22 protein-coding genes are annotated in these 23,863 nt (G+C 72.0%); 11 read left to right on the top strand and 11 right to left on the bottom strand.

What is annotated here, in order from left to right; genetic code table 11:
- Window positions 1-2 precede the first annotated feature (2 nt).
- Complete coding sequence (locus tag ACBJ32_RS38530) at window positions 3-4,805, top strand: DNA repair ATPase (RefSeq protein ID WP_375130928.1); 4,803 nt, start codon at window positions 3-5, stop codon at window positions 4,803-4,805.
- Here ACBJ32_RS38530 and ACBJ32_RS38525 read toward each other — a convergent pair.
- The 3 genes from ACBJ32_RS38525 to ACBJ32_RS38515 form a co-directional block, all read right to left on the bottom strand.
- A complete protein-coding gene (locus tag ACBJ32_RS38525) occupies window positions 4,794-6,449 on the bottom strand; it encodes a TlrC/CarA/OleB/SrmB family ABC-F type ribosomal protection protein (RefSeq protein ID WP_375130927.1) in 1,656 nt (551 codons plus the stop codon). The two genes, ACBJ32_RS38530 and ACBJ32_RS38525, sit on opposite strands and share 12 nt — an antisense overlap.
- Before the next feature lie 155 nt (window positions 6,450-6,604).
- Complete coding sequence (locus ACBJ32_RS38520) at window positions 6,605-7,072, bottom strand: MarR family transcriptional regulator (RefSeq protein ID WP_375130926.1); 468 nt, start codon at window positions 7,070-7,072, stop codon at window positions 6,605-6,607.
- A gap of 59 nt (window positions 7,073-7,131) precedes the next feature.
- On the bottom strand, window positions 7,132-7,989 hold the full coding sequence (locus ACBJ32_RS38515) for a dihydrodipicolinate synthase family protein (RefSeq protein ID WP_375130925.1): 858 nt from the start codon (window positions 7,987-7,989) through the stop codon (window positions 7,132-7,134).
- A 71-nt stretch (window positions 7,990-8,060) separates the two neighbouring features.
- Here ACBJ32_RS38515 and ACBJ32_RS38510 point away from each other — a divergent pair, with 71 nt between their 5' ends.
- Window positions 8,061-8,942, top strand: a complete 882-nt coding sequence (locus ACBJ32_RS38510) for a LysR family transcriptional regulator (RefSeq protein WP_375130924.1) — start codon at window positions 8,061-8,063, stop codon at window positions 8,940-8,942.
- Here ACBJ32_RS38510 and ACBJ32_RS38505 read toward each other — a convergent pair.
- The gene (locus tag ACBJ32_RS38505; RefSeq protein WP_375130923.1) at window positions 8,911-9,507 is read right to left on the bottom strand and encodes a TetR/AcrR family transcriptional regulator; all 597 of its coding nucleotides are present in this window, start codon (window positions 9,505-9,507) and stop codon (window positions 8,911-8,913) included. The genes ACBJ32_RS38510 and ACBJ32_RS38505 overlap by 32 nt on opposite strands.
- A gap of 80 nt (window positions 9,508-9,587) precedes the next feature.
- Here ACBJ32_RS38505 and ACBJ32_RS38500 point away from each other — a divergent pair, with 80 nt between their 5' ends.
- Entirely contained in the window at window positions 9,588-10,541 is a 954-nt protein-coding gene (locus ACBJ32_RS38500; protein WP_375130922.1) for a zinc-binding alcohol dehydrogenase family protein, read from the top strand.
- Here ACBJ32_RS38500 and ACBJ32_RS38495 read toward each other — a convergent pair.
- Window positions 10,531-11,460 (bottom strand): serine hydrolase domain-containing protein, encoded by a 930-nt coding sequence (locus ACBJ32_RS38495; RefSeq protein ID WP_375131011.1) that lies wholly within the window; start codon window positions 11,458-11,460, stop codon window positions 10,531-10,533. The genes ACBJ32_RS38500 and ACBJ32_RS38495 overlap by 11 nt on opposite strands.
- 91 nt (window positions 11,461-11,551) lie before the next feature.
- Complete coding sequence (locus ACBJ32_RS38490; protein WP_375130921.1) at window positions 11,552-12,061, bottom strand: flavoprotein; 510 nt, start codon at window positions 12,059-12,061, stop codon at window positions 11,552-11,554.
- Window positions 12,062-12,260: 199 nt separating this feature from the next.
- Between ACBJ32_RS38490 and ACBJ32_RS38485 the strand changes: the two genes are divergently transcribed.
- The 5 genes from ACBJ32_RS38485 (at window position 12,261) to ACBJ32_RS38465 (ending at window position 15,669) form a co-directional block, all read left to right on the top strand.
- On the top strand, window positions 12,261-12,815 hold the full coding sequence (locus ACBJ32_RS38485; RefSeq protein ID WP_375130920.1) for an RNA polymerase sigma factor: 555 nt from the start codon (window positions 12,261-12,263) through the stop codon (window positions 12,813-12,815).
- Complete coding sequence (locus tag ACBJ32_RS38480) at window positions 12,808-13,182, top strand: hypothetical protein (RefSeq protein WP_375130919.1); 375 nt, start codon at window positions 12,808-12,810, stop codon at window positions 13,180-13,182. Before ACBJ32_RS38485 ends, ACBJ32_RS38480 begins: the two co-directional genes overlap by 8 nt.
- Window positions 13,183-13,322: 140 nt before the next feature.
- Entirely contained in the window at window positions 13,323-14,303 is a 981-nt protein-coding gene (locus tag ACBJ32_RS38475) for a polyprenyl synthetase family protein (protein ID WP_375130918.1), read from the top strand.
- Window positions 14,304-14,388: 85 nt separating this feature from the next.
- The gene (locus ACBJ32_RS38470) at window positions 14,389-15,060 is read left to right on the top strand and encodes a hypothetical protein (RefSeq protein ID WP_375130917.1); all 672 of its coding nucleotides are present in this window, start codon (window positions 14,389-14,391) and stop codon (window positions 15,058-15,060) included.
- 51 nt (window positions 15,061-15,111) lie between these two features.
- Window positions 15,112-15,669, top strand: coding sequence for a hypothetical protein (locus tag ACBJ32_RS38465; RefSeq protein WP_375130916.1), 558 nt, complete (start codon window positions 15,112-15,114; stop codon window positions 15,667-15,669).
- Between the two features lie 15 nt (window positions 15,670-15,684).
- Here the strand turns inward: ACBJ32_RS38465 and ACBJ32_RS38460 are convergent, their stop codons facing one another.
- Together ACBJ32_RS38460 and ACBJ32_RS38455 are read right to left on the bottom strand one after the other, a co-directional pair.
- On the bottom strand, window positions 15,685-17,118 hold the full coding sequence (locus ACBJ32_RS38460) for an MFS transporter (RefSeq protein ID WP_375130915.1): 1,434 nt from the start codon (window positions 17,116-17,118) through the stop codon (window positions 15,685-15,687).
- A 48-nt stretch (window positions 17,119-17,166) separates the two neighbouring features.
- Window positions 17,167-17,895 (bottom strand): class I SAM-dependent methyltransferase, encoded by a 729-nt coding sequence (locus ACBJ32_RS38455; RefSeq protein ID WP_375130914.1) that lies wholly within the window; start codon window positions 17,893-17,895, stop codon window positions 17,167-17,169.
- 127 nt (window positions 17,896-18,022) lie between these two features.
- On the opposite strand from ACBJ32_RS38455, the gene ACBJ32_RS38450 reads away from it, so the two are divergent.
- The 3 genes from ACBJ32_RS38450 (at window position 18,023) to ACBJ32_RS38440 (ending at window position 21,014) form a co-directional block, all read left to right on the top strand.
- The gene (locus tag ACBJ32_RS38450) at window positions 18,023-19,399 is read left to right on the top strand and encodes an LCP family protein (protein ID WP_375130913.1); all 1,377 of its coding nucleotides are present in this window, start codon (window positions 18,023-18,025) and stop codon (window positions 19,397-19,399) included.
- Window positions 19,400-19,592: 193 nt separating this feature from the next.
- Complete coding sequence (locus ACBJ32_RS38445) at window positions 19,593-20,522, top strand: ATP-binding protein (RefSeq protein WP_375130912.1); 930 nt, start codon at window positions 19,593-19,595, stop codon at window positions 20,520-20,522.
- Window positions 20,523-20,627: 105 nt separating this feature from the next.
- Window positions 20,628-21,014, top strand: a complete 387-nt coding sequence (locus ACBJ32_RS38440; protein ID WP_357880795.1) for an SCO5389 family protein — start codon at window positions 20,628-20,630, stop codon at window positions 21,012-21,014.
- A gap of 73 nt (window positions 21,015-21,087) precedes the next feature.
- On the opposite strand, the gene ACBJ32_RS38435 is transcribed toward ACBJ32_RS38440, so the two are convergent.
- The 3 genes from ACBJ32_RS38435 to ACBJ32_RS38425 all read right to left on the bottom strand — a co-directional run bounded on the left by ACBJ32_RS38435 (window position 21,088) and on the right by ACBJ32_RS38425 (window position 23,853).
- Window positions 21,088-22,062 carry an LLM class flavin-dependent oxidoreductase gene (locus ACBJ32_RS38435; protein WP_375130911.1) on the bottom strand — a complete coding sequence of 325 codons (975 nt, stop codon included), beginning with the start codon at window positions 22,060-22,062 and terminating at the stop codon, window positions 21,088-21,090.
- 61 nt (window positions 22,063-22,123) lie between these two features.
- Window positions 22,124-22,795 carry a ribonuclease HII gene (locus ACBJ32_RS38430; protein WP_375130910.1) on the bottom strand — a complete coding sequence of 224 codons (672 nt, stop codon included), beginning with the start codon at window positions 22,793-22,795 and terminating at the stop codon, window positions 22,124-22,126.
- Between the two features lie 35 nt (window positions 22,796-22,830).
- Window positions 22,831-23,853, bottom strand: coding sequence for a LysR family transcriptional regulator (locus ACBJ32_RS38425; protein WP_375130909.1), 1,023 nt, complete (start codon window positions 23,851-23,853; stop codon window positions 22,831-22,833).
- Between the last annotated feature and the right edge of the window lie 10 nt (window positions 23,854-23,863).

Below are 23,863 nucleotides of genomic sequence, written 5' to 3'. Positions count from 1 at the left end.
GCATGATGACGACGACCGAGCTGGAGGCGGGGACGTACGAAGTCCTGCGTAACCGCCTCCAGGCGCAGGCCAGGACCCTGGCCGCGGCGGCCGAGGCGGTCAACCAGGAGCGGCTGAGCGTCTTCGGCGGCGCGGAGCTGCGCCTGCTGGGCACCGAGCGGATCAGGACCGAGAACAACTGCGTCCCCAGGGACATCGTCTCCCTGGGGAACGTGATGCTCTTCGGCTACAACGTCTTCATCGGGCTCAAACCGGAGACGACGGTGGCGGACGTGTTCGCCGTGCACCGCTTCTCCAGGGACGGCGACGCCTTCCGGTTCGACGCCGACAAGCTGGAGGCGCTGGACGACCCGGCGTTCAGGAAGGACTTCGCCGAGCTCTACCGCTACTACAAGGAGACCAGGCTCCAGCAGTTGCGGCGGGTCGAGGGCAAGCTGCTGGCCGTGTTCCGGACCGGGCCGGCGGACACGCGGGTGCTGCGCTGGACGGTCAGCACCGGCGGGGTCCCGAGATATCAGGACAATCGCGGGGAGCGGGACCACACGTTCCCCCCGTCCCACGACTTCGAGTGGACGCCCACCACCCGCGACGACCACGTGCTCGGCCGCCACCCGCACATCTCCATCGGCGGCGAGGTGTTCGTCGAGACCGTCGGCGGCGACCTCACCATCAAGATCGAGGACAACACGGAGACCGGCGCCGGCATCTACTCCGAGCCTGTCGCCGAGCCGCTGCAGAGCCTGGCGGACGCCGACGTCGAGTACGCCCGCGTGGGGCCGCTGATCCTCATGCGGATCCGGCCGTACAAGGAGACCGGCCGGCGGCACCTGGTCTTCAACGTCCGCACCAAGGCGGTCGTCCGGCTCGACGGCATCGGGCAGGCCTGCCAGCGGCTGCCCGAGGACCAGGGGCTGATCTTCCCCGGCGGCTACTACCTGGCCACGGGGGTCAGCAAGACGTTCGACACGGACGTGACGGACCTGGAGTTCGAGCGGGTCGTCCGCTCCCCCAACGGCGAGGACGTCCTGTACGTCTTCCACGCCAGGGGCGACGGGCGGTCGCTGCTGCTGCCGTACAACGTGATCAGGAAGGAGGTGGCCACCCCCATCGTCTGCCACGGGTACTCGCTGTTCGACGACGGCACCATGGTGGTCTTCCGCGCCACCTCCGAGGAGCCGACGCGGGTGCACCCGATGCAGGTGTGGCAGACGCCGTACGTGTCGGACACCTACGCCGCCGCCCAGCCCACCGGCACGGGACCGCTGGAGCGCATCGGCAACGCCGAGCTCGTCCGCGGCATCTCCGACTGCCTGTCCGTGGCGCGCATGGTCGAGGAGATGGCGCCGTCGGCCGGCACGTTCGAGGGCCTGATCGCCGCCTGCACCCGGGCGTTCGACTCCTACCACTGGCTCGGCGAGCACGGCCTGCTCGGGCCGCTCGCCGACGTGCGCGCCACCGCCGAGCAGGTGCTCGACGAGTACGAGAACGTCGAGCAGCTCACCCGCCAGGCCGCGCAGACCCTGGCCACGGCCACGGAGGAGACCACCCAGCTCGTCCGCCGCGCCAGGGCCGACGACCCGGCCACCGCCGACGCCTGGGTCACCCTGCTGGCCACGCTGCGGCGCGCCCAGGGGCACCTGGTGACGCTGCGCGAGATCCGCTACCTCGACCTGGACGCGCTGACCTCGCTGTCCGCGTCCGTGCTCGAAGAGCTGGAGTCGGCAGGCAAGCGGGCCGTCGCGTTCCTGTCGGGCCAGGACGCGTTCACCGCCTACCACGCGGCCGTCGAGGCGCTGGCCGCCGAGGCCGCCGCGATCGGCACCGTGGCCGAGGCCGAGCCCGTCGCCGGCCGGCTGGCCGAGCAGGCCGAGGGGCTGGAGGTGGTCACCGAGGTCGTCGGGTCGCTGGACATCGCCGACGCCACCGTCCGCACCTCGATCCTGGGCCGCATCGCCGAGGTGCTCGGCGGCGTGAACCGGGCCAGGGCCGTGCTCGACGGGCGGCGGCGCGAGCTGCTCGGCGCGGAGGGACGGGCCGCGTTCGCCGCCGAGTTCGCCCTGCTGGGGCAGGCCGTCACGGGCGCGCTGGCCATGGCCGACACGCCGGAGAAGTGCGACGAGCAGCTCGGGCGGCTGATGCTGCAGGTCGAGAACCTGGAGTCCCGCTTCGGCGAGTCCGACGACTTCGCCGCGCAGCTCGCCGCCAAGCGGGACGACGTCTACGAGGCGTTCTCGGCCCGCAAGCAGACCCAGCTCGACGACCTCGCCCGCCGCGCCGACCGCGTCTTCGCCTCCGCCGAACGCATCCTCGGCAGCATCACCCGGCGGCTGGGGACGCTGTCCTCGCCGGACGAGGTCAACACCTACTTCGCGACCGACCCGATGGTGGCCAAGGTCCGCTCGGCCGCCGCCGACCTGCGGAGGCTGGGCGACGCCGTGCGGGCCGAGGAGCTCGACGGCAGGGTGAAGGCGGCCCAGCAGGAGGCGGGGCGGGCGCTGCGGGACCGCCTCGACCTCTTCTCGGACGGCGGCGAGACCCTGCGCCTGGGCCACCACCGCTTCGCCGTCAACACCCAGCCGATCGACCTGACGCTGGTGCCGCACGACGGGTCGATGAACTTCGCAATCACCGGCACCGACTACCGGGCGCCCGTGCCCGCCTCCTTCGACGACACCCGGCCGTTCTGGGACCAGGTGCTGGTCTCCGAGACCGCGGACGTCTACCGGGGCGAGCACCTGGCCGCCTCGCTGCTCGACTCGGTGACGGCGGGCGCGCCGCTGGACGAGCTCGTCCGCCGGGCCGCCGAGGAACGCTACGACGAGGGCTACGAGCGCGGGGTCCACGACCACGACGCCACGCTCATCCTCGACACGCTGGTGCGGCTGCGGGAGGGCGCCGGGCTGCTGCGCTATCCCGCCGCGACCAGGGCGGCGGCGCAGCTCTTCTGGACATTCGGGACGGACGAGGTTTCACGTAAAACATTGGCCGCCCGGGCCGCGTCGCTGGTCAGAGCCCGCACGATCTTCGGCATCACGCCCGCCCTGGGCTCGCTCGCCGACGAGCTGGACAGGTCGATCGCCGCGTTCCTGCCGGGCCTGGGCCTGCCCGCGGTGGACCTCGCCGGCGAATACCTCGTCGAGGAGCTGGCCAGCACGCCCGCCGGCTTCGTCACCGCCAAGCCTGCCCTCGACCTCCTCGACGGGTTCCGGCACGCCCTCGGGCCGGTCAAGCTGCGCGAGTTCGAGGACGACCTCAAGGCGCTGCCCCTTCCCGAGCGCGTCCAGCTCGCCCAGGCCTGGCTCACCGCCTACCACCAGGGGCCGGAGGTGGCGGAGGCGCTGGCCGTACAGCTCTGCGACCACCTGCCCCGCCACGACTCCAGCGCCACCACCGCGGACACCGTGGACGGCCTCCTCGGCGCCCACCCGCGGATCAAGGACCGCAAGCTGGAGATCCGCCTCGACGAGCTCCTGCCCAGGACCCGGCGCTTCGCCCGGGAGCGCGTCCCGGCCTACCGCGCCTACCAGCGCCGCAGGAACGAGCTGGTCGAGGCCGAGCGCCGCCGCCTGCGCCTGGACGAGTACCGGCCGAAGGTCATGAGCGCCTTCGTGCGCAACCGCCTGCTCGACGAGGTGTACCTGCCGCTGATCGGCGACAACCTGGCCAAGCAGCTCGGCGCGGCGGGCGCGGGCAAGCGTACCGACCAGATGGGCCTGCTCCTGCTCATCTCGCCGCCCGGCTACGGCAAGACGACGCTGATGGAGTACGTCGCCAGCCGCCTCGGCCTGGTCTTCGTCAAGGTCAACGGCCCCGCGCTGGGCCACGAGGTCACCTCGCTGGACCCGGCCGACGCGCCCGACGCGACGGCCAGGCACGAGGTGGAGAAGATCTCGTTCGCGCTGGAGGCGGGCAACAACACCCTGCTCTACCTGGACGACATCCAGCACACCTCGCCGGAGCTGCTGCAGAAGTTCATCTCGCTGTGCGACGCCCAGCGCCGCATCGAGGGCGTGTGGAACGGCCGCACCAGGACGTACGACCTGCGCGGCAAGCGGTTCGCGGTGTGCATGGCGGGCAACCCGTACACGGAGTCGGGGCAGCGCTTCCGCATCCCCGACATGCTGGCCAACCGCGCCGACGTGTGGAACCTGGGCGACGTGCTGTCAGGCAAGGAGGAGCTGTTCGCGCTGAGCTACGTGGACAACGCCCTCACCTCCAATCCCGTCCTCGCGCCGCTCTCCGGCCGCGACCGCACGGACGTGGAGCTGCTCGTCCGCCTGGCGAAGGGCGACCCGGCGGTCCGCCCCGACCAGCTCAGGCACCCCTACACCAAGCCCGAACTGGACCAGCTGCTCAGCGTCCTGGCCAAGCTGGTGCGGGTGCAGGAGGTGGTGCTGGCCAACAACCAGGCCTACATCGCCTCCGCCGCCCAGTCGGACGCGGCCCGTACGGAGCCGCCGTACCGGCTGCAGGGCTCCTACCGGAACATGAACAAGCTGGCCGAGCGCATCGTGCCCGCCATGAACGACGACGAGCTGGAAGCGGTGATCGACGACCACTACCTCGGCGAGGCGCAGACCCTCACCTCCGACGCGGAGGCGAACCTGCTCAAGCTCGCCGAGCTGCGCGGCCGCCTGACCCCCGCCCAGGCGGAGCGCTGGGCGGCGGTCAAGGCGGCCTACCTCAAGGCCAGGGCCCTGGGCGGGGCCGAGGACGACCCGGTGGTGCGGGCGGTGGGCGCCATCGGCCTGCTGGCCGACCGGGTGGGCGAGGTCGGCACGGCCATCAGGGAGTCAGAGCGCTGAGCCCTCGTGCAGCTCCAGGCGGGAGCCGGTGAAGGCGGCGCGCATGCGGCGGTCGTGGGTGACGATCACCAGCGCGCCCTCGTACGAGGTCAGCGCCTCCTCCAGCTGCTCGACGAGCTGCGGCGAGAGGTGGTTCGTCGGCTCGTCGAGCAGCAGCAGGTCCACGGGCTCGCTGACCAGGCGGGCCAGCTCGACCCTGCGTCGCTGCCCGTACGACAGCTCGCCCAGGCGCAACCGCAGGTCCGAGGGCCGGAACAGGCCCAGGGCCAGCAGCGCGTCCGCGTGCTCGTCGAGCGAGCCCGGCCGGCCGGCGGCGTAGGCCCCCAGCACGGTCCGGTCCGGCGGCCCGGCGGGCTCGTCCTGCCTGAGGTGGCCGATCCGGCCCGACCTCCGTACCGTGCCCGCGTCCGGCTGGAGCTCCCCGGCCAGCACCCGCATGAGCGTGGTCTTGCCCGCGCCGTTCGGACCCGTGACGAGCAGCCGCTCGCCGGAGCGCACGGTGAGGGCGTCCAGCCGCAGCCGGCTCCCCACCCGCACCCCGTCGAGCACGGCCACGTCGCCGTCCACCGCATCCGTCGCGAAGGCAGGCGTGAAGCGGAGCGGGTCGGGCGGCCGGGACGCCGGGTTGTCCCTGAGCCACCGCATCCGCTGCTGCGACTGCCGTACGCGCCCGGCCGCGCCGTGCGTGCGCGACCGGGCCCGCCAGGTCCCGGTGCCCATGCCCGCCTTGGCCATCTTGCGCGGTATGGCGGCCATGCGGCCGGCGTTCGCGGTGACCAGCCCGGAGTGCCGGGCCAGCTCCTGCTTCCACTCCTCGTACGCCCGCAGCCGCGCCGCCCGCTCGGCGGCCTTGGCCACGAGGTAGCCCGGGTACCCGTCCCCGTAACGGCGCACCTGCCCTTCGGCGACCTCCAGGATCGTGGCGGTCACCCGCTCCAGGAACACCCGGTCGTGCGTGATCGCCACCACGGTGCCCCGGTGGGCGCGCAGCCGCTGTTCGAGCCAGGCCACGGCCCGGTCGTCCAGGTCGTTGGTCGGCTCGTCGAGCAGCAGCAGCTCGGGGTCGGCCGCCAGGGTGGCGGCCAGGGCGAGACGGGACCGTCCGCCGCCGGACAGGGTGCCGACCGGGCGCGCCCGGTCCAGCCCCGGCAGCCCGAGCCCGTGCAGCGCGGCGTCCACCCGCACGTCGGCCTCGTAACCGCCGCGCGCCTCGAACTCCGCCACCAGCCGGGCGTAGACCGCCGCGGGCCCGGTGGAACCGCCGGCCTGCCCCTCGCGTCCCGCGCCCGCTTCGGGGTCCGGCTCCGCAAGCGCGTGCTCGGCGGCCCGCATCCGGGCCTCCAGCTCGCGCAGCTCGGCCAGCGCCAGGTCGATGACGTCCGCCACCGTCGCGTGCGGCGGCAGCTCCAGGGACTGCGGCAGGTATCCCACCCCGCCGGGCGCGACGACCGTGACCTCGCCGTTGTCGGCCCGCTCGACGCCCGCCATGAGCTTGAGCAGCGTCGACTTGCCCGCCCCGTTGTCGCCGATCACCCCGATCCGCTCGCCGGGTCTGACCGTGAAGGACACGCGGTCCAGCACGACGCGGGTGTCGTAACGCTTGGTGATCTCGGTAAGTGCCAGTTGGGCAGCAGCAGTACGCATAAAGGGCCCACCCCCTCTTCTCGCTCGGGAAATGACCGTATGAGGCGGCACAGGCGGAGCAGTCAGCTCAACGCGTGTGCGCCTCTGGCGCGAGAATCACAGGGAACCCATATCGGTCGGAAACGCTAACCCTGATCCGCCTTCGTGTCCACCCCTTATTCTCCGGCGAGCGCGCGGGTGGCCTCCCGCTGCGCGGCCGTGGACCGGTGGACCCAGTCGAGGATCACTGCCAGCTCGTCGTCGTTGTAGTGCGCGTACACGCGTTCCAGCGCCGCCGCGTACGGCTCGGACAGCTCCGCGAACCCGGCCAGCCGCTCGTGGTTGATCTCGACGATGACCCGCCGCCGATCCCGCAGGTCACGTACCCGCCGCACCAGCCACTTGCCCTCCAGCCGGTCGATCAGCCCGCTGACCGTCGCCGGAGCCAGCCCCGCGTGCTGCCCGATCTCTCCGGCCGTCAGCGGCCCGAGGCGGCGCAGCAGGTCGAGCGCCTTCTCCTCGGCCGGGCCCAGCCCGAGCCGCGCCCCCACCGCGTCGCGGTGTCTCACCGTGGCGTCGCTCTGCTCCCGGGCCGCCGCGCCGAGCGCGTCCAGCAGGCTCTTCCGCCGCTCCTCTTCCGCCACAGCCTCCCCTTACGCGTGATATTTCGTTCCACCGAACGAAATATCACGATGGACGGGATCTAGGCGAGGGCCTGCGACACCGCCTCGGCACTGGCCGGCACCAGCGGCAGCCGCACGTCGGGCGTGGGGATCAGGCCACGGGCGTGCAGCACGCCCTTGAGCACGGTGGGGTTCGGCTCGGCGAACAGCGACGCGGACAGCCGGGCCAGCCGGCGCCCGAGCGCCCTCGCCCGTACGACGTCGCCCGCGTGCCAGGCCTCGGCCAGCTCCACGAACGCGCCCGTCTCCACGTGCGCGGAGGCGAGGATGCCGCCCACGGCCCCCATCGCGAGCAGCGGCGAGACGAACACGTCGTCCCCGCACACCACCTCGAAGCCCTCGGGCAGGTCGGCGAGCAGCTCCACCGTCTCCTGGGTGATGCCGCCGGCCGCGTACTTCATCCCCGCGATCATCGGGTGCGCGCCGAGCTCGCGCAGCGTGGCGGCGCCGACGGCCTGCCCGGTCCGGTACGGGATGTGGTAGATCACCAGCGGCACCGGCGTCTCCTCGGCCAGCGCCGCGAAGTGCGCGACGACCCCGCGCTCGCCGGGCCGCAGGAAGGACGGGACCGTCACCAGCGCCGCCCCCACCCCCGGCGGCAGCTCCCGCAGCGCCCGGGCCGTGGAGCGGGTGTCGCCGCCCGTCACCCCCACGGTCAGCAACGCCTGCCGCTCGGCGCACACCTGCGCGCACGCCTCGATCACCCGGGCCCGCTCGCCGGGGTCGAGCGCGGCCACCTCGCCGGTGGTGCCCAGCGCCACCAGGCCGGCGGCCCCCTGGTCCAGCACCTGCCGGCCGAGCTTCTCGATCGCGTCCACGGCCACCTCGCCCGACGCGTCGAACGGCGTGACCAGCGGTACGTGGATTCCTCTCAACATGCTTCGAGCTTGGCCGACGGCAACCCGTTAGCACCAGCGCGGATTTCTACGGTTGAGCTTAAGCTGAGCTTATGCTCGATCCACGCAAGCTCCACCTCCTGCGCGAGCTCGCCAGGCGCGGCACGATCGCCGCGGTCGCCGAGGCGGTCACGTTCACGCCGTCGGCCGTCTCCCAGCAGCTCAGCGCGCTGGAACGGGAGGCGGGCGTGCCACTGCTCGAACGCACGGGGCGCACGGTCACGCTGACGCCCGCGGGGCAGCTCCTCGTCGAGCACGCGCAGGCCGTGCTGGAGCAGCTCGAACGCGCCTCGGCGGCGCTCGCCGCCGCGCGGGGCGGGCCGTCGGGGCCGCTGCGGATCGGCGCGTTCCCCACGGCGGCCCGCGTGCTGCTGCCGCCCGCCCTCGCCGGCCTGACCGGCGCCCACCCGGGGCTGGAGCCGATGGTGGCCGAGATCGACCCGGCGCACGTCTCGGCGGCGCTGCGCGCGGGAGAGCTGGACGTGGCGCTCGTGCACGAGTACGACTTCGTCCCGCCGGTCACCGACGCGTCGATCGAGACCGAGCCGCTGTTCAGCGAGCCGATGTACCTCACGGACCGGCCCTCGATCGCCGCCGCCCGGGACGAGGCGTGGATCACCAACAAGCCCGGCACGCTCTGCCACACGATGGCGATCAGGGCCTGCCAGGCGGCCGGGTTCGAGCCGGTCGTACGGCACCATCTCGACGACTTCGACACCGTGCTCGCCTTCGCCGCGGCCGGCCAGGGGGTCGCGCTCGTCCCTCACCTGGCGGCGACCGGCCCACCGCCCGGCGTACGGCTCACCCGCCTGCCGCTGAGCCGCCGCACGCTGGCGGCGTTCAGGCGGGGGAACGGCGGCCACCCGGCGATCGTCGCGGCCGTGACAGCCTTCCGCTCAGCCGTCACCCACCTCCCGCTCCGAACAGCGCTCTGACCAGCTCGGCGAAGCTCGCCGCCAGCCGCTCGTGCTCCCCCGCCCGCAGCTGGCTCGCGATCGGCTCCATGTGCAGGGTGCCGAGCAACATGTGGGCGATCTCCTCGGCGTCCACGTCGGGCCGCCCTCGGGCGATCAGCCCGGACACGTGCCGATGCCAGGACACGTAGATCGGGTTGCTCTCCCTGCGCTCCTCGGCGGCACCCTTCCTGGTGGCCATGGCGTGCTCGTGCGCCGCCATGAGGTTCCCGTTGCGCGCCCCCAGCTCGGCCACGCGGGCCAGGAACGCGACCAGCCGTTCCACCGGCTCCGCGCCGGGCCCGAGCGGCGGCGGCCCCTCGGCGACGGCCTGCTCCAGCTCGCGGGCCCGCTCGGCCATGAGCTCGCGCATGAGCCCGGTACGGCTGCCGAACCGGTGGAAGACCGTCCCCTTGCCGACGCCGGCGGCGGCCGCGACCCGCTCGACGGAGACCTGCTCGGGCGGGTGACGCCGCAGCAGCTCCTCGGCCGCCCGCAGGATGGCCTGCCTGTTACGGGCGGCGTCGGCCCGCTCTCGACGTTCCATCCGGCAATTCTTTCCCATGGACAACTTGACCACTGGTCCATATATTAAGTGGACCATCGGTCAACTTAACCGGAGCAACCATGCGCGCGATCGTCCTGACAGCCACGGGAGAGCCGGACAAGCTGCAGCTCAGCGACCTCCCCCGCCCGCGCCCCGAAGCCGGGCAGGTCCTGATCCGTGCCCGCGCCATCGGCGTCAGCTACGCCGAGACCCAGATCCGCGCGGGCACGCTCCCGTTCCCGCTCCCCCTGCCCACTGTGATCGGCGCGGAGGTGACGGGCGAGGTCGTCGAGGTGGGCGAGGGCGTGGCCGAGAGGCTGATCGGCAGCACGCTGGTGGGGGTGACGGGCGGGCTCGGCGCGTACGCCGAGTACGTGCTGCTCCCGGCCGCCATGACCAGCCCGGTGCCGGACGGCCTGACCCCCGAGCAGGCACTGGCGGGAGCCACCCCCGGCGCGCTGGCGCTCGCCCTGCTGCACAAGGCGGCCCTGACCGGCGGGGAAACGGTCCTGGTCGAGGCCGGCACCAGCTCGGTGGGGACCTACCTGGTGCGCCACGCCAAGGAGTTCGGCGCCGGCCACGTGATCGCCACGGCCGGATCCCCCGCCAAGCGCGACCGGGCCGCCGAGCTCGGCGCGGACACCGTGCTCGACCACAGCTCCCCCGGCTGGCCCGCCGCCCTGCCGGACGTGGACGTGGCCTTCGAAGCGATCGGCGGCGCGCCGGCCGGCCAGGTGCTCGGCCACCTCACCCCCGGCACCGGCCGCATGCTCTACTACGGCCTGCTGAGCGGCGAGCAGCCCGCCGTCACCGCCGCCGACCTGATGACCCGTGGCGTGACCGTGACCGGCTGCAGCGGCCCCGCCTGGGCCGGGCAGGTCTTCGGCACGCACTACCCGGAGATGCTGGCCAGGCTGGCCTCGGGCCGGAGCGAGGCGTACCTCGCCCGCACGCTCCCCCTGGAGCGGGCCGCCGACGCCCACCGCCTCCTGGAGAGCCGCGCGGTGACCGGCCGCGTCCTGCTCACCCCCTGAGCACGGCGTCCAGCACGGCCTGGGAGCTGCCGATCCCCGTGTCGTACTCCCCGGCCGTCACCGCCACGACCAGCCCTTCCCCGGGCACCACCACGAGCCGCTGGCCGCCGTTCCCGATCCCCTCGGCCCGCCGCCCACCGTCACCGAGGTACCACTGGTAGCCGTAACCGCCCCCGCCCTCCATCGCCACGCGGGGCCGCAGCATCTCCTCGATCCACTCGCCGGGCACGACGTCCCTGCCGCCGTCGAGCACGAGCTGCCCGACGGCGGCCAGGTCCACCGGCCGCAGCCGCAGCCCGGACGCCGCCCTCGTGACCCCGTCGTCCCCCTTGGACCACTCGTGGGCGGAGATGCCCAGCGGCGCGAACAGCTTGTCCGCCGCGTACTCCGCCAGCGACCGCCCGGCGCCCCGGGTGATGATCTCGCCGATCAGCGCCGTGGCGCCGCCGCAGTAGTGCCAGCGCTTGCCCGCCTCCTCCACGACGGGCCGCTCCAGCACGTACCGGTGCCGGTCGGGGGCGAGCTCCATCGCGATCTCGCTGTTGGCCGGGTCGGTGTAGGGAAGCTGCTCGTCCCACTCCAGCCCGAGAGTCATGGTCAGGGCGTGCTCGACGGTGAGATGCTCCCGCCCCGCGATCCCGTACTCGGGGAACTGCCGCACCAGCGAGGCACCCGGCTCCGGCACCAGCCCCTCGCCCAGCGCGATCCCGTACACGAGCGCGACCACGCTCTTGGACACGGACCTGAGGTCGTGCAGCGTGTCCCGGTCGAACTCCACGTGCCCGAGCGGCACGTTCATCGCGTGGTCGGCCCCGGCGCCGTACCGCTCCAGGACGACCTCCCCGCCACGCAGCACCACGACCCCGTGCACGTGCGGCGCCCCACCCCCGCGCAGGACCTCATCGACCCGCTCCGCCATTCCCACGATGTACCTCCTCCAAAGTCGGCACATCCTGGCATAAGGCCTCACACGGTGTCAGACACAATCCCCCTGGACGGACTCAGGGACCTCATCGCCGCTTGGACGGCCTGACACCCAACTCCGCCAGCGCCCGCCCCCAGGGGTCGTCCCCCGGATCCAGCACCACGCGTACGCCGTCGGCACGCAGGTCCTCCAGGCTGCGGCGGTACGGTGTCCGGGCGGCCAGCGCGTCGTTGACGAACGGCAGCACGACCACCGGAATGCCCAGCCCCGGCGCCTCCGCCAGCACGCCCAGGGCGTAGGTGTCGGTGATGCCCTGGGCGAACTTGTTGATCGTGTTGAACGTGGCGGGCGCCACGATCATGGCGTCGGCCCTGGGCGGTTTCGGCTCGTGCGGCTTGCGGTAGCGGGTGCGCACGGGCCGGCCCGTCCGGCGCTCCAGCTCGGCCACGTCGATGAAGTCCAGCGCGGACGGGGTGGCCACGATCTGCACGATCCACCCCTCGTCCTGAGCCAGGGTGACGAGCCTGCCGACCTCGGCCGCCGTTTCCGCGGCGCTGACGACGACGTAGAGGACCTCGCCGGATGATTCGGTCACGCGATGCACTCCTCCGGGATAGTTCACTGAGATCAAGGATCCCCTCACGCGAATCCTCCGCGACGGTGGGCGCCTCTCATAAGTGCTGAATCGGAATAGCGGGAGGTTGTCATGTCAGTTGCCGCCGTCGTCGCCGTGGCCGTCGGGGCCGTGCTCGTCTGCGCCTGCGTCGTGGCGCTGCGCAGGAGGGGTCGTTCGCGTGGGTGAGTCCACCTGGCCGGGCGAGCGGCTGATCGTCGCGGCGCAGCGCGGCGACGTCGAGTCGATCTCCGCGCTGGTGTCCGGCTCGCACCCGCACGTACGGCGCTTCGCCCGCACGTTGTGCGCCACGCCCGAGGACGCGGAGGACGCCGCCCAGGAGGCGCTGATCATCCTGTACCGGAAGATCGGCACGTTGCGGGCGACGGGCGCGCTGGCCTCGTGGATGTTCCGCATCGTGCGCAACGAGTGCCTGCGCCGGGCCCGCCTGTCGCTGCGGCGGCCGCCCGAGCCCGGCGGCGAGACGCGGGCGATGTCGGCCGAGGACGAGGTCATGCGGCGGCTGGAGGCCGACAGGGTGGCGGCGGCCGTCGCCGCGCTCCCCGCCGACCAGCGGAACGTGCTGATCATGCGTGACGTCCAGGGGCTGAGCGGCCGGATGGTGGCCGGGGCGCTGGGCCTCAGCGTCCCGGCGATGAAGTCGCGGCTGCACCGCGCCCGCGCGGCGGTGCACCGCTCACTGGAGAGCGCGTCCGTGGGAGGCGGCGATGACTGACGTACTCAGGAAGGCGGAGATGGCCGTGACGGAGTCGTCCCGCGAGGCGGCGACGGCCGGCGACGTGACGGAGGCGTCGCGGCCGGCCGGGACGGCTGGTGGCAGGAGCTTCGCGAGCACGTCCCTGCCGCGGCACCTGCTGCGCGGCGCGGCCGGGTTCGGCGCGCTGATCGGCTCGGTCGCGCTGATCCCGGTGCTCGGCCTGGCGAGCCTGGCGCTCGCCCCGCTCGGCCTGCTCGCCCTGCGCGGCTGCCCCGCGTGCTGGGCGATCGGGCTGGTGCAGACCGTCTCGATGGGCCGCTTGCGACGGCAGTGCGCCGACGGCCGTTGCGAGCTCACCCGAGCGCCGGCTGCCCGCGCCCGCTGAAGGGCCCACCGGCGTCGTGCCGCCCGCACTCGCTGAAGGGCTCACGGGCGCGTACCGCCCGCGCTCGCTGAAGGGCACGCTGAGAGGCCCCTCAGCGTTTCTCAGGCGTGGCTCAGGGGCCGGGACGCAGGCTGGGCACCATGGATCAACTACTGCGCAGCCCGGCCATCGCCGCCGGGCTGGCCAAGGTGGAAGCCAGGATCCGGCGGCTGAGCGGCTCCTCCGCGCTGCCCGCCATCAACGCCGGCGCCGGACGCGTCGTCTCGGCGGGCGGCAAGCGGCTGCGGCCCGCCATGACGCTGGCCACCTCCCTCGCGCTCGGCAAGACGCCCGACCGCCGCGTGATCACGGCCGCCGCCTGCGTCGAGCTCGTCCACGCGGGCTCGCTGGTGCACGACGACCTCATGGACCGGGCCACCGAACGCCGGGGCGCCAGGACGCTCAACGCCGAGCTGGGCGACGGCAAGGCGCTGGTGATCGGGGACTTCATGCTGGCCAGGGCCGGGCTGGCGGCGATCACCCACGTGTCGAGGCCGGTGGCGGAGGTGCTGGCGGCGGCCGTGGTGGAGCTGGCGGAGGGCCAGTACCTGGAGACGGCCGCCCTGTTCGACGCGGCGCGTACCCGGGAGAGCGCGCTGCGGTCCATCACCGGCAAGACGGCCGCGCTCTTCAGGGCCGGTTGCCTGGTGGCGGCGGTGTGCGCGCACGCGCCGGCCGAGGACAGGGCGCGGATGGCGACGTACGGGGAGAAGTTCGGGCTGATCTTCCAGGTGCTCGACGACCTGCTGGACCTGACCGCCACCAGCGAGCAGCTCGGCAAGCCGGCGGGCAACGACCTGCGGCAGGGCGTCTACAGCCTTCCCCTGCTCATGTCGGGGATCGAGCTGGGCGAGCTGCCGGGCCGGGGCATCACCGACGAGCAGGTGGCGGAGGTGCTGCGCAGGGTGCGGGCGAGCCGCATGACGGCCGACACGATCGCGTACTGCAGGGGCCTGGCCGGCGACGCGGTGGCCGCCCTGCCGGTGATCCACGACCGGGAGATGGCGGCCCTGCTGTACGGTCTCCCGTCGGCGTACATCGATCATGCGGAGAGCCTGACTCACCTGACTTCGGTGAGTTGAGATTTGTTGGAACAATTGGTAGGAATCTCGGCCCATTCCTGAAAAATGCGCTCATACTGGAGTCACAGCAACCAGGAGCGCGCTCATGCGAAAGATCCCCCATCGCATGGTCAAGGAGGACGACCTGGCGCCGAGCCAGTTCCTCCAGCTTGCAGCGGTGGACTTCAACGGTGTCTACGCGGTCCACCTCGCCGCGAAGGAGGAGCGGCTGAAGATGACCAGGCTCTCGCTGAGCCTGCTGTCGGGGCCGTTCTTCGCCGCCATCGCGCTGGCCAGCGCCAAGGTGGTCGACCCGCAGAGCCTCACCAGGTGGCAGGCCGTCCCGTGGTACCTGTTCGCCCTGGTCGTCGCGTTCGGCGTGCTGAGCGTGCTGCCGTACCTGCGCCTCATCGAGGCCGTCAACGCGCACGCCCGCACCGCCCGCGCGATCAACAACTTCCGGTTGCTGTACACCACGAAACTCAGGGACGACCTCGACTGGAGCCCGAACCTGCCGGTCGATCCGCGCTTCCCCGAGACCTACGCACCGCTCGCCTGGCCGGGCGTCAACGTCATGGTGCTCGCCACGGTCAACTCGACCTACCTGACCGTCGGCGTCACCGGCCTCAGCGGCCAGGAGCCCAACCTGCTCCTGCTCATGACCGGCATCCTGCTCGTCGCGCTGGTGCACTACGGCGTCTACTACATCCGCTGCAACGTCAGCAGACGGCGCCGGCTTCCTCGCAACCCGTACCCAATTTCCAATATGGAGGGATAAATGCCCGGCCCAGCAGAATGGGCGTCGTGTGGGGAGGCGTGGATCAGGTTGATGCGCCATGTATGGTCGGCGGGCACCCTCGCCGACGACGATCGGGGTCCGGTCATCGAGGCACCGTCCGTGCTGTTCGAGATCGCGCGGGTCAGCGGGGACGATCCGATCATCGCGCGGTACGGCGACCCGGACCGGCTGGCGCTCTACCGCAGGAAGTTCAGCGAGCAGACGGTGGTGCCGCCGTTCAAGTACAGCTACGGGGCGAGGATGGGCGGCCAGCTCGGATGGGCGGCCGACCTGCTGCGGGCCAAGCCGTACAGCAAGAGCGCGTGGATCTCGCTGACCGCGCCCGGCGAGGGGTACGACTCGGTGCCGTGCCTGGTCGGGCTGGCGTTCCGGATCAGGGAGGGCGCGCTCGTCATGACCGCGGCCTTCCGCTCCCAGAACGCCTACACCAGTTACCTCAACTACCTGCCGCTCGCCGACCTGCACACGGCGATGGCCGCGAAACTGGAGGTGGAACGGGGACCGATGCGGGTGTTCGTGGATGTGCCGCACCTGTACCTGTCCGACAGCCCCCGGGTGTTCCCCGTGATGTGGCGTCCGCTGTCATGAGCCGCTGGGAGGCCATCACGTCGTGCTCGCCGTCGAGAGCGGCGCCGCGATGGCCTCCAGCCCCTTGCGCTCGGCCTTGACGCCGAGGAACAGCTCGACCAGCCCGGCGGCGATCATGATGATCGCGCCGATGCCGAACGCGAGCGCCGTGTCCCCCGGCACCCCGCTCTCCACCAGCGTGGAGAACACCAGCGGCCCCGCGATGCCGCCGGCCGCGGTGCCGACCGCGAAGAAGAACGCGATGGCCATCGCCCTAGTCTCCATCGGGAAGATCTCGCTGACTGTCAGGTAGGCCGAGCTGGCCCCGGCCGAGGCCACGAACAGCACGACCGACCAGCACGCGGTCAGCGTCACCGCGGTGAGCATGCCCTCGTTGAACAGCCAGGCCGTGCCCAGCAGGAGCAGCCCGGACCCGATGTACGTGGCCGAGATCATGGGGACCCGGCCCACGGTGTCGAAGAGGTGGCCGAGCAGCAGGGGGCCGAGGAAGTTCCCGATCGCGATGACGGCGAAGTAGTAGCCCGTGTGCGTGTCGATCTGGAAGAACGTGGACAGGATCTGCGCGTACCCGAAGGTGATCGCGTTGTAGAGGAACGCCTGCCCGATGAAGAGCGAGAGCCCCAGCACCGTGCGCTTGGGGTAGAGGGCCACCATCGTGTGCGCGATCCGGACGAACCCGATCGACTTGCGCTGGTGAATGGTGATCGACTGCTCGGGCTCCGGCAGGTCGTCCCTGCCGATCTGGTCCTCGATGTCGTCCACCAGCCGCTCCGCCTCGCGCTCCCTGCCGTGGATGAACATCCAGCGCGGGCTCTCCGGCACGTGCCGCCGTACGAGGAGGATGGCCAGGCCCAGCACCACGCCGAGCCCGAAGGCGACCCGCCAGCCGATGTTGACCGGCAGGTCGTTCAGCAGCGGCACGGTCAGCAGCGCGCCGCCTGCCGCGCCGAGCCAGTAGCTGCCGTTGATGATGATGTCGATGCGCCCCCGGTGCCGGCTCGGGATGAGCTCGTCGATGGCGGAGTTGATGGCCGCGTACTCGCCGCCGATCCCGAACCCGGTCATGAACCTGAACAGGAAGAACCACCACGCGCTGAACGAGAACGCGGTCAGCAGCGTCGCCACCAGGTACACGACCAGCGTGATGATGAACAGCTTCTTCCTGCCGAACCGGTCGGTCAGCCAGCCGAAGAACAGCGCCCCCGTGCAGGCGCCCGCCACGTAGAGCGCGGCGGCCGTGCCCGCGACCTGCGCCTGGGTGATGTCCAGGCCGCTGCCCGGCTTGGCGAGCTGGGCCGACAGGTTCCCGACGATGGTGACCTCGAGCCCGTCGAGGATCCAGACGGTGCCGAGCCCGATGACGATCATCCAGTGCCAGCGGGACCACGGCAGCCGGTCCAGCCGCGCGGGCACCTTGGTGGTGATGGTGCCGGTTTCCACGTCGCTCATAGGCTCCTCCGGATACCCGACGAGCGCCGGGCAAACGCTTTCTACCGCCTACCCGGAGGGTTTCCTGGCCTCCACGAGGCAGGTGGCGGACCAGGGCCCGCCGTACCAGAACCGCCAGCCCGCGTCCCGCCGCCGCACGTCCACCACGCCGAGCCCGCGCAGCGTCTCCTCGTAGTCGGAGGTGTTCCGGAAGTCGGCGATCAGCATCAGCCCTCCCGGCCGCAGCACCCGGTGCGCCTCCCGCACGGCCTTCTCCCGCCCCTCGGCGGTGTCGATGCCGTGCAGGGCCTGGCTCGACACCACCACGTCGAAGGCCTCGTCGCCGAACGGCAGGTCCCGCAGGTCGCCGGTGACCAGCTCCACCCGCTCCGAGACCCCTTCCGCCTCGGCGTTCGCCCTGGTCACCGGCTCGGCGTCGGCTGAGCGGCCCCTGATGCGCCACAGGTCGACGCCGGTCGCCCTGCCCTTCTCCAGCCGCTGGGCCGCGAGCAGCAGCACCGCTCCCCTGCCGCACCCCAGGTCGAGCAGCCGCTCGTCGCCGCGCAGCCGCTGGAGCTCCGCCGCCCAGACCGCGAACCTGCCGCGCCGCGTCGTGTAGAGGTGACTCGCCGCGCTGGCCAGCGTGTAGAGCGCGCCGAACAGGAACGCGAGACCGGCGGCGAGGATGTCGAGCGCGAACGAGGCCACCGCCAGGCCCGCCAGCACGATCGCGCCGAGGACCAGACCGGCCGGCGCCCAGGGCGCGTCGAACCCATAGTTACCGTGTCGCTTGCTCACATTCACGTCAAATCTCAAGGTGGTCTTGACGGGTATTTGACCGAAGCATTCCCTTACGCACCGCCTATCACGCACATCACCTGACTAGGGTCACTTGGATGGGCACACAATGGGGGTTTGACCAGGGATGACGGGAGAAGATCGACGTTTTGGCCTGGGTGCGAGCATCGCACTCACGCTGGCCTCGGCCCTGCTGTGGGGGGTCGCGCACCTGGCCGCGGAGCGCCGCAAGAGCGGCCTGGCGCTCATGGCCGCCTACGTGGTGATGCTGGCCGCCGTGCTGACCGTCTTCACCGCGTTCAGCACCCACCTCCTGTCGCTGGCCGTCCAGCCCCGCTGGCTCATCTGGCTCACGGTCGCGCTGGTGACGATCGCACTCCTGTGGACCGGCGTGATCATCTGGTCGTTCCTGCTGGTGCGCCCCGCCCGCTCCGACACCGTCGGCCGCTTCCTGAGCACCACGCTGGCCATCGCGCTGTGCGCGCTCGTCCTGGCGCCCACGGCGTACGCGACGCGGCTGGCGTACCTGTCGCGTGACGTCGTCAACACCCTGTTCTCGCCCAGCAACACCGCCGCCCCCGTGCTGTCCCAGGACCCGTGGAACGGGGCGGAGCGGGTGAACTTCCTGCTCCTCGGCGGCGACTCCGCGCCGAGCCGGCCGGGCGTGCGCACCGACAGCATGACCGTGGCCAGCGTGGACGTGCACACGGGCGCCGCCGTCCTGTTCGGCCTGCCGCGCAACCTCCAGCAGGTGCAACTCCCCGAGGGCCCGGCCAGGCAGGCCTTCCCGTACGGCTTCACCGGCGGCGGCCCCGACACCCCCGGCCTGCTCAACGAGGTCTTCCAGTACGCCGAGGACCACCCGGAGATGGTGCCCGGCGCGGCGAAGGGCCAGCGCGGCCCCACCCTGCTCAAGCAGACCATCTCCGACATCCTCGGCATCCCCGTGAACTACTACGCCATGGTCGACATGAAGGGCTTCGCGGAGATCATCGACGCCATGGGCGGCGTGCAGGTCACCATCAAGGACCCCATCGTGTACGGCCGCCACCGCGAGGGCCTCCTCCCCGCCGGCACCCGCAAGCTGTCCGGCCAGGAAGCCCTCTGGTACGGCCGCTCGCGCACCGACAGCGACGACTACGTGCGCATGGGCCGCCAGAAGTGCCTGCTCAACGCCGTGGCCAAGCAGGCGGACCCGATCACCGTGCTCAACAGCTTCGAACGCCTCGCCGCCGCCACCAAGCGCGCCATCTCCACCGACCTCCCCCAGGACCTGCTGCCCGCGGTCGTGGACCTGTCCCAGAAGGTCAAGAGCGCCAGGATCCGCAGCCTCAACTTCGTCCCGCCGCTCGTCAACACCGCCGACCCGGACTGGTACCTGATCCGCCGCAAGGTCTCCGACGCCCTGGATGACCACGCCTCCACCAGGACCGCCCCGGCCCACACCCCGTCCACCAGCCCCGGGGCCGAGTCCCCGGTCAACCTGGACGCCATCTGCGCCTGACGCGGAGCAGCCCGCCCTTCACCCGCGCACGCCTGCCGCCCTCCGGCGGAACCCCGCCACAGGACGGGCACCGCCGGCCTCCCCCAGCCGCTCACGAGACGCGCTCCGAAACAGCCCCCGGCCGAACGCGGGCTGTGGCATGATGGTGACCGTCCCAAACGGAAACGATTTTCATCCTCATCTGGAGCAGACAGTGAGAGTGGCGTTCGTCGGAAAGGGCGGCAGCGGCAAGACGACGATGTCGGCCCTGTTCGCCAGGCACGTGGCAGCCCAGGGCGCCCCGGTGGTGGCCATGGACGCCGACATCAACCAGCACCTGGCCCTGGTGCTCGGCCTGGACAGGCAGCCGGAGCCCCTCGGCGCCCACCTCACCGAGATCAAGGACCGCCTGCGCGGCACCAACCCCCGCATCCCGTCGGCCGAGGTCATGGTCAAGACGACCCCGCCCGGCCGCGGCTCCACGCTCCTGCGCTTCGCGGACCTGGCCACCGACCCGTACGGCCTGACCACCCCCGACGGCCTGCGCCTGCTCGCCACGGGCCCCTTCAGCGAGGACGACCTGGGCGTCGCCTGCTACCACTCGAAGGTCGGCGCGGTGGAGCTGCTGCTCAACCACCTGATCGACGGCCACGGCGAGTACGTCGTGGTGGACATGACCGCCGGCGCCGACTCCTTCGCCTCCGGCCTGTTCACCCGCTTCGACCTGACGTTCCTGGTGGCCGAGCCCACCAGGCAGGGCATCAGCGTCTACCAGCAGTACCGCGAGTACGCCGCCCGGTACGACGTGGCCCTGGCGGTGATCGGCAACAAGGTGCACGGCCAGTCCGACGTCGACTTCCTGCGCGAGCACGTGGGCGACGACCTGCTCACCTGGATGGAGCACTCGGCGGCCGTCCGCGCCATGGAGCAGGGCCGCCACTTCACGCTCGACGACCTGGAGCCGGCCAACTCCGACGCGCTGGCGCTGCTCCGCAAGACCCTCGACGAGCAGGAGAAGGACTGGGCCCGCTTCGGCCGCCAGACCGTGGAGTTCCACCTGCGCAACGCCCGCGCCTGGGCCAACGAGCGCACCGGCGCCGACCTGGCGGGCCAGGTGGACCCCGACTTCGTCTACGGGCCCTGACCCTGACCCGGCCGTCAAGAACACACGACTGTCCCCGCAAGGATTCTGGAGCGCCTACCTCCGGGGACCTAGCGTCAATGTGAACCCCCTTCGAGAGGAGACAGCATGTCGCTGACCGTTCCGAACGATCTGCTCGACCAGGCCAGAGCCGGTGAGGTGGACGACGCGGCGTTCCTCGCCTGCGTCCGCGACTCGCTGCCCTACGCGTGGTCGCTGATCAGCGAGCTGGTCAAGCAGCGTGAGCACAGCGGGGCCGAGTTCGCCGACAACCAGGTGCCGCCGCCGTCCGAGGAGGCCCGCGGCCAGCTCCTGCGCTGCCTGGCGAGCGACTCCATGCGTGGCGCGCTGGAGCGCCACTACGGTGTGCGCCTGGCCTTCCAGAACTGCCACCGGGTGGCCGTCTTCGACCCGACGGCGACGAAGGCGCTGGCCGACTTCGTCACCCCGCGCGCTCAGATCCTCAACCAGAAGCCGGAGCTCGTCGACTGCTGAGCCCCCGTCCGGTGAGCCGGGCACGAGCCCGGCTCACCCCGGGAACGCTCAGCGCAGCAGCACCTCCGGAAGCTCAGCGCAGCAGCGGCAGCACCTCGGCGCCGAACCGCCTGATGTTCGCCAGCGTCCGCTCGTGCTCCCCCAGCCCCTCCACGAGCAGGACGAAGTGCTCGATCCCGGTGTTCTCCGCGGTACGCAGCAACGTCTCGGCACAGTGCGCGGCGGACCCCACCGGATGGATCTTCGTCAACAGATCCACATATTCACCGACATCCCGCACCTTGCGCGGCCGATCGTCCACCGGCACGTACCCGGCCAGCCCGGGCCCGAGCCAGGCAGGCATCGCCGCCTTCAGCTCGCGCACCGCCTCCTGCGTCGAGTCGGCCACGTACGCCAGCCCCGCCGCCACGTGCCCGGCCCCGCCCCCGCCCCCGTACCGCTTGACCAGGGCGGCCTTGTCCTCGTCCCCGATGTGCAGCCCCAGCAGCATGGGCAGCCCGCGCGCGGCGGCCAGCTCCACGGTCCCCTCGGAGGTGCACGCGACCACCGGCCGCATCCGCGCCGGCGGCACCATCGCCACCTCCCTGAACCGGAAGAAATCGCCGTCAGCGGCCACGGACCCGCCGCCCGACAGGGCGTCCACCAGCAGGTCGAGCGATTCGGCGAAGCCGCGCTCGTACCGCTCCAGCCCGGTCCCGAACACCTCCAGGTCCACCCACGGCCCGCCCCTGCCCACGCCGAGCGTGAACCGCCCGCCGGACAGGTGGTGCAACATGGCGGCCTGCTCGGCCAGCGCCACGGGGTGCTGCGTGGACAGCACGCTCACGGCCGTGCCGAGCCCGATGCGCGTGGTCCTGCCGATCGCGACCGCGGCCAGCGTCGCGGGCGACGGGCACACCCCGTACGGCATGAAGTGGTGCTCGGCGATCCACGCGTCGTCGAACCCGGCCTCCTCGGCCGCGACGATCCACTCGACGGCGTTCGCGAGCACCCGCCCAGGCTCCTGCCCGGGGAACAAGCCGGCGACGACAAAGATCCCGATCCGCATTCCCCGAATGATGGCCGATCACCGGCAGGATCGCGGCCGCCATGCGCAAACCTTGACCGGGCTAGGCGAAGAGACTTTCCTGCCCCTCACCCGCCAGAGGATCACGGTGATGCTTGAGATGCCGCCACTGGGGCAGCTCGTCAAGGTATGACCATGAAAGCCGATGATGCGGGGTCGGCCCCAGCCGGGCGAGGGCCTCCTGGTGCACGGGCGACGGGTAGCCGGCGTTCTCCGCGAAGCCGTACTCCTCGCAGCCGATCGTCGCCATGTACGCATCGCGCCGCACCTTGGCCAGCACGGAGGCGGCGGCCACGGAGATGCTCGCCGCGTCACCCTTGACCTCCAGCCGCACCGGCCACGGCGCGCCGATGTAGTCGTGCTTGCCGTCGAGGATCACCGCGTCGGGGCGGGCGGGGAGCGACTCCAGCGCCCTGCGCGCGGCCCTGCGCAGCGCCCCGGTCATGCCGAGGGTGTCGATCTCCTGGTGAGTGGCCTCGCCGTAGCCGATGCCGGCCGCCCACGCGGCCAGCTCCAGGGCCAGCGGCCCGCGCTTGGCCTCGGAGACCTGCTTGGAGTCGGTCAGCCCGGCCGGCGGCTCGGTCAGGTCGGTGACGACCGCGCAGACCGTGACGGGCCCTGCCCACGCGCCGCGGCCCACCTCGTCGACACCCGCGACCGTGCGGATGCTGGGCTGGGAGAGCAGGAGCTGCTCGATGTCGTACGTCGGCGCCATAGGCGCAGACGCTATCGCGTTCGTTCCCGGAGGGTTCACTCCCCGAACGAGCGGCCCACCACGTCGCTCGCGGAGCGCACCGGATAGCGCAGCAGTTCCTCGCCGGCCGGCCCGCTGTCCCGGGTCCGCCCGGCGGGACGGACGGGGTCCAGATCGGCCGCCAGGTAACGCGCGGCCACGTGGATGGCCCGCAGCGTCACCGACACCGACGGCCGGTGCACGCTGGACCCGCGTGCCACGGCGTGCACGTCCCGCCCGACGGGGTTGCCGGGGAACTGCCGCACGGCCAGGCCGCGGACCCCCGCGGCCAGGGCGAGCGCGGGCACGGCGGCGATGCCGATGCCCTTGGCGACCAGCGAGAGGATGGTTCCCAGACCTTCGAACTCCCACGGCGTCGGCCGGGTGCCGCCCACGTCCACCAGCAGGCGGTCCACCGCCAGCCGCGAGGGCTCGCCGTCGGGCGTGGCCATCCACGGCTCGTCGCGCAGCTCGCGCAGGTCGAGCGGCACCTCGGGGTCGGCCAGGCGGTGCTTGCGCGGCACCACCAGCACGAGGGGGTCGCGCAGCAGCGGGAAGACCCGCAGGGTCTCGCTGTCGCGCACGCCGCCGTACCAGTCGTCCACGAGCGCGATGTCGACCTCGCCGGACTGCACCTCGCGCATGCCGCGCCCGGACCTGCTCTGGCCCAGCCGGAGCGTCAGTTCGGTGTGGCGGCGCAGTGAGCGGGCGAGCGCCGGCGCGAACGCCACCGCCGCCGTCGGGAAGGCGGTCACCACGACACGTCCCGCGGGCTTGCCCGCGTGCGCGGACAGGTCGGACTCCGCCTCCTCCACCATCGAAAGGATGCGCTCGGCATGCAGGACCAGCCGCCGGCCCGCGTCGGTCAGCTCGGCGCTGCGCGCCGTCCTGTCGATGAGGGCCGTGCCGGTCTCGCGTTCGAGCGCGGCCAGTTGCTGGGAGACCGCGGACGGGCTGTAACCGAGCGATTCGGCCGCCGCCGCGATACTTCCCTTCCTGGCGAACTCGCAGATCAGGACCAAACGCCGCAATTCGAGCATCAGACTTCCT

The organism is Nonomuraea sp. GTA35, from assembly GCF_041950525.1.
Classification (GTDB): domain Bacteria; phylum Actinomycetota; class Actinomycetes; order Streptosporangiales; family Streptosporangiaceae; genus Nonomuraea.
The sequence above is the reverse complement of the archived record's forward strand: the minus strand, read 5'-3'. Positions and strand labels throughout refer to the sequence as shown.

Coding starts and splice junctions, on each gene's coding strand:
- ACBJ32_RS38530 (WP_375130928.1), top strand. CDS start 3: ATGATGACGACGACCGAGCTGGAGGCGGGGACGTACGAAGTCCTGCGT.
- ACBJ32_RS38525 (WP_375130927.1), bottom strand. CDS start 6,449: ATGCGTACTGCTGCTGCCCAACTGGCACTTACCGAGATCACCAAGCGT.
- ACBJ32_RS38515 (WP_375130925.1), bottom strand. CDS start 7,989: ATGTTGAGAGGAATCCACGTACCGCTGGTCACGCCGTTCGACGCGTCG.
- ACBJ32_RS38510 (WP_375130924.1), top strand. CDS start 8,061: ATGCTCGATCCACGCAAGCTCCACCTCCTGCGCGAGCTCGCCAGGCGC.
- ACBJ32_RS38505 (WP_375130923.1), bottom strand. CDS start 9,507: ATGGAACGTCGAGAGCGGGCCGACGCCGCCCGTAACAGGCAGGCCATC.
- ACBJ32_RS38500 (WP_375130922.1), top strand. CDS start 9,588: ATGCGCGCGATCGTCCTGACAGCCACGGGAGAGCCGGACAAGCTGCAG.
- ACBJ32_RS38495 (WP_375131011.1), bottom strand. CDS start 11,460: ATGGCGGAGCGGGTCGATGAGGTCCTGCGCGGGGGTGGGGCGCCGCAC.
- ACBJ32_RS38480 (WP_375130919.1), top strand. CDS start 12,808: ATGACTGACGTACTCAGGAAGGCGGAGATGGCCGTGACGGAGTCGTCC.
- ACBJ32_RS38475 (WP_375130918.1), top strand. CDS start 13,323: ATGGATCAACTACTGCGCAGCCCGGCCATCGCCGCCGGGCTGGCCAAG.
- ACBJ32_RS38470 (WP_375130917.1), top strand. CDS start 14,389: ATGCGAAAGATCCCCCATCGCATGGTCAAGGAGGACGACCTGGCGCCG.
- ACBJ32_RS38465 (WP_375130916.1), top strand. CDS start 15,112: ATGCGCCATGTATGGTCGGCGGGCACCCTCGCCGACGACGATCGGGGT.
- ACBJ32_RS38460 (WP_375130915.1), bottom strand. CDS start 17,118: ATGAGCGACGTGGAAACCGGCACCATCACCACCAAGGTGCCCGCGCGG.
- ACBJ32_RS38450 (WP_375130913.1), top strand. CDS start 18,023: ATGACGGGAGAAGATCGACGTTTTGGCCTGGGTGCGAGCATCGCACTC.
- ACBJ32_RS38440 (WP_357880795.1), top strand. CDS start 20,628: ATGTCGCTGACCGTTCCGAACGATCTGCTCGACCAGGCCAGAGCCGGT.
- ACBJ32_RS38435 (WP_375130911.1), bottom strand. CDS start 22,062: ATGCGGATCGGGATCTTTGTCGTCGCCGGCTTGTTCCCCGGGCAGGAG.
- ACBJ32_RS38430 (WP_375130910.1), bottom strand. CDS start 22,795: ATGGCGCCGACGTACGACATCGAGCAGCTCCTGCTCTCCCAGCCCAGC.
- ACBJ32_RS38425 (WP_375130909.1), bottom strand. CDS start 23,853: ATGCTCGAATTGCGGCGTTTGGTCCTGATCTGCGAGTTCGCCAGGAAG.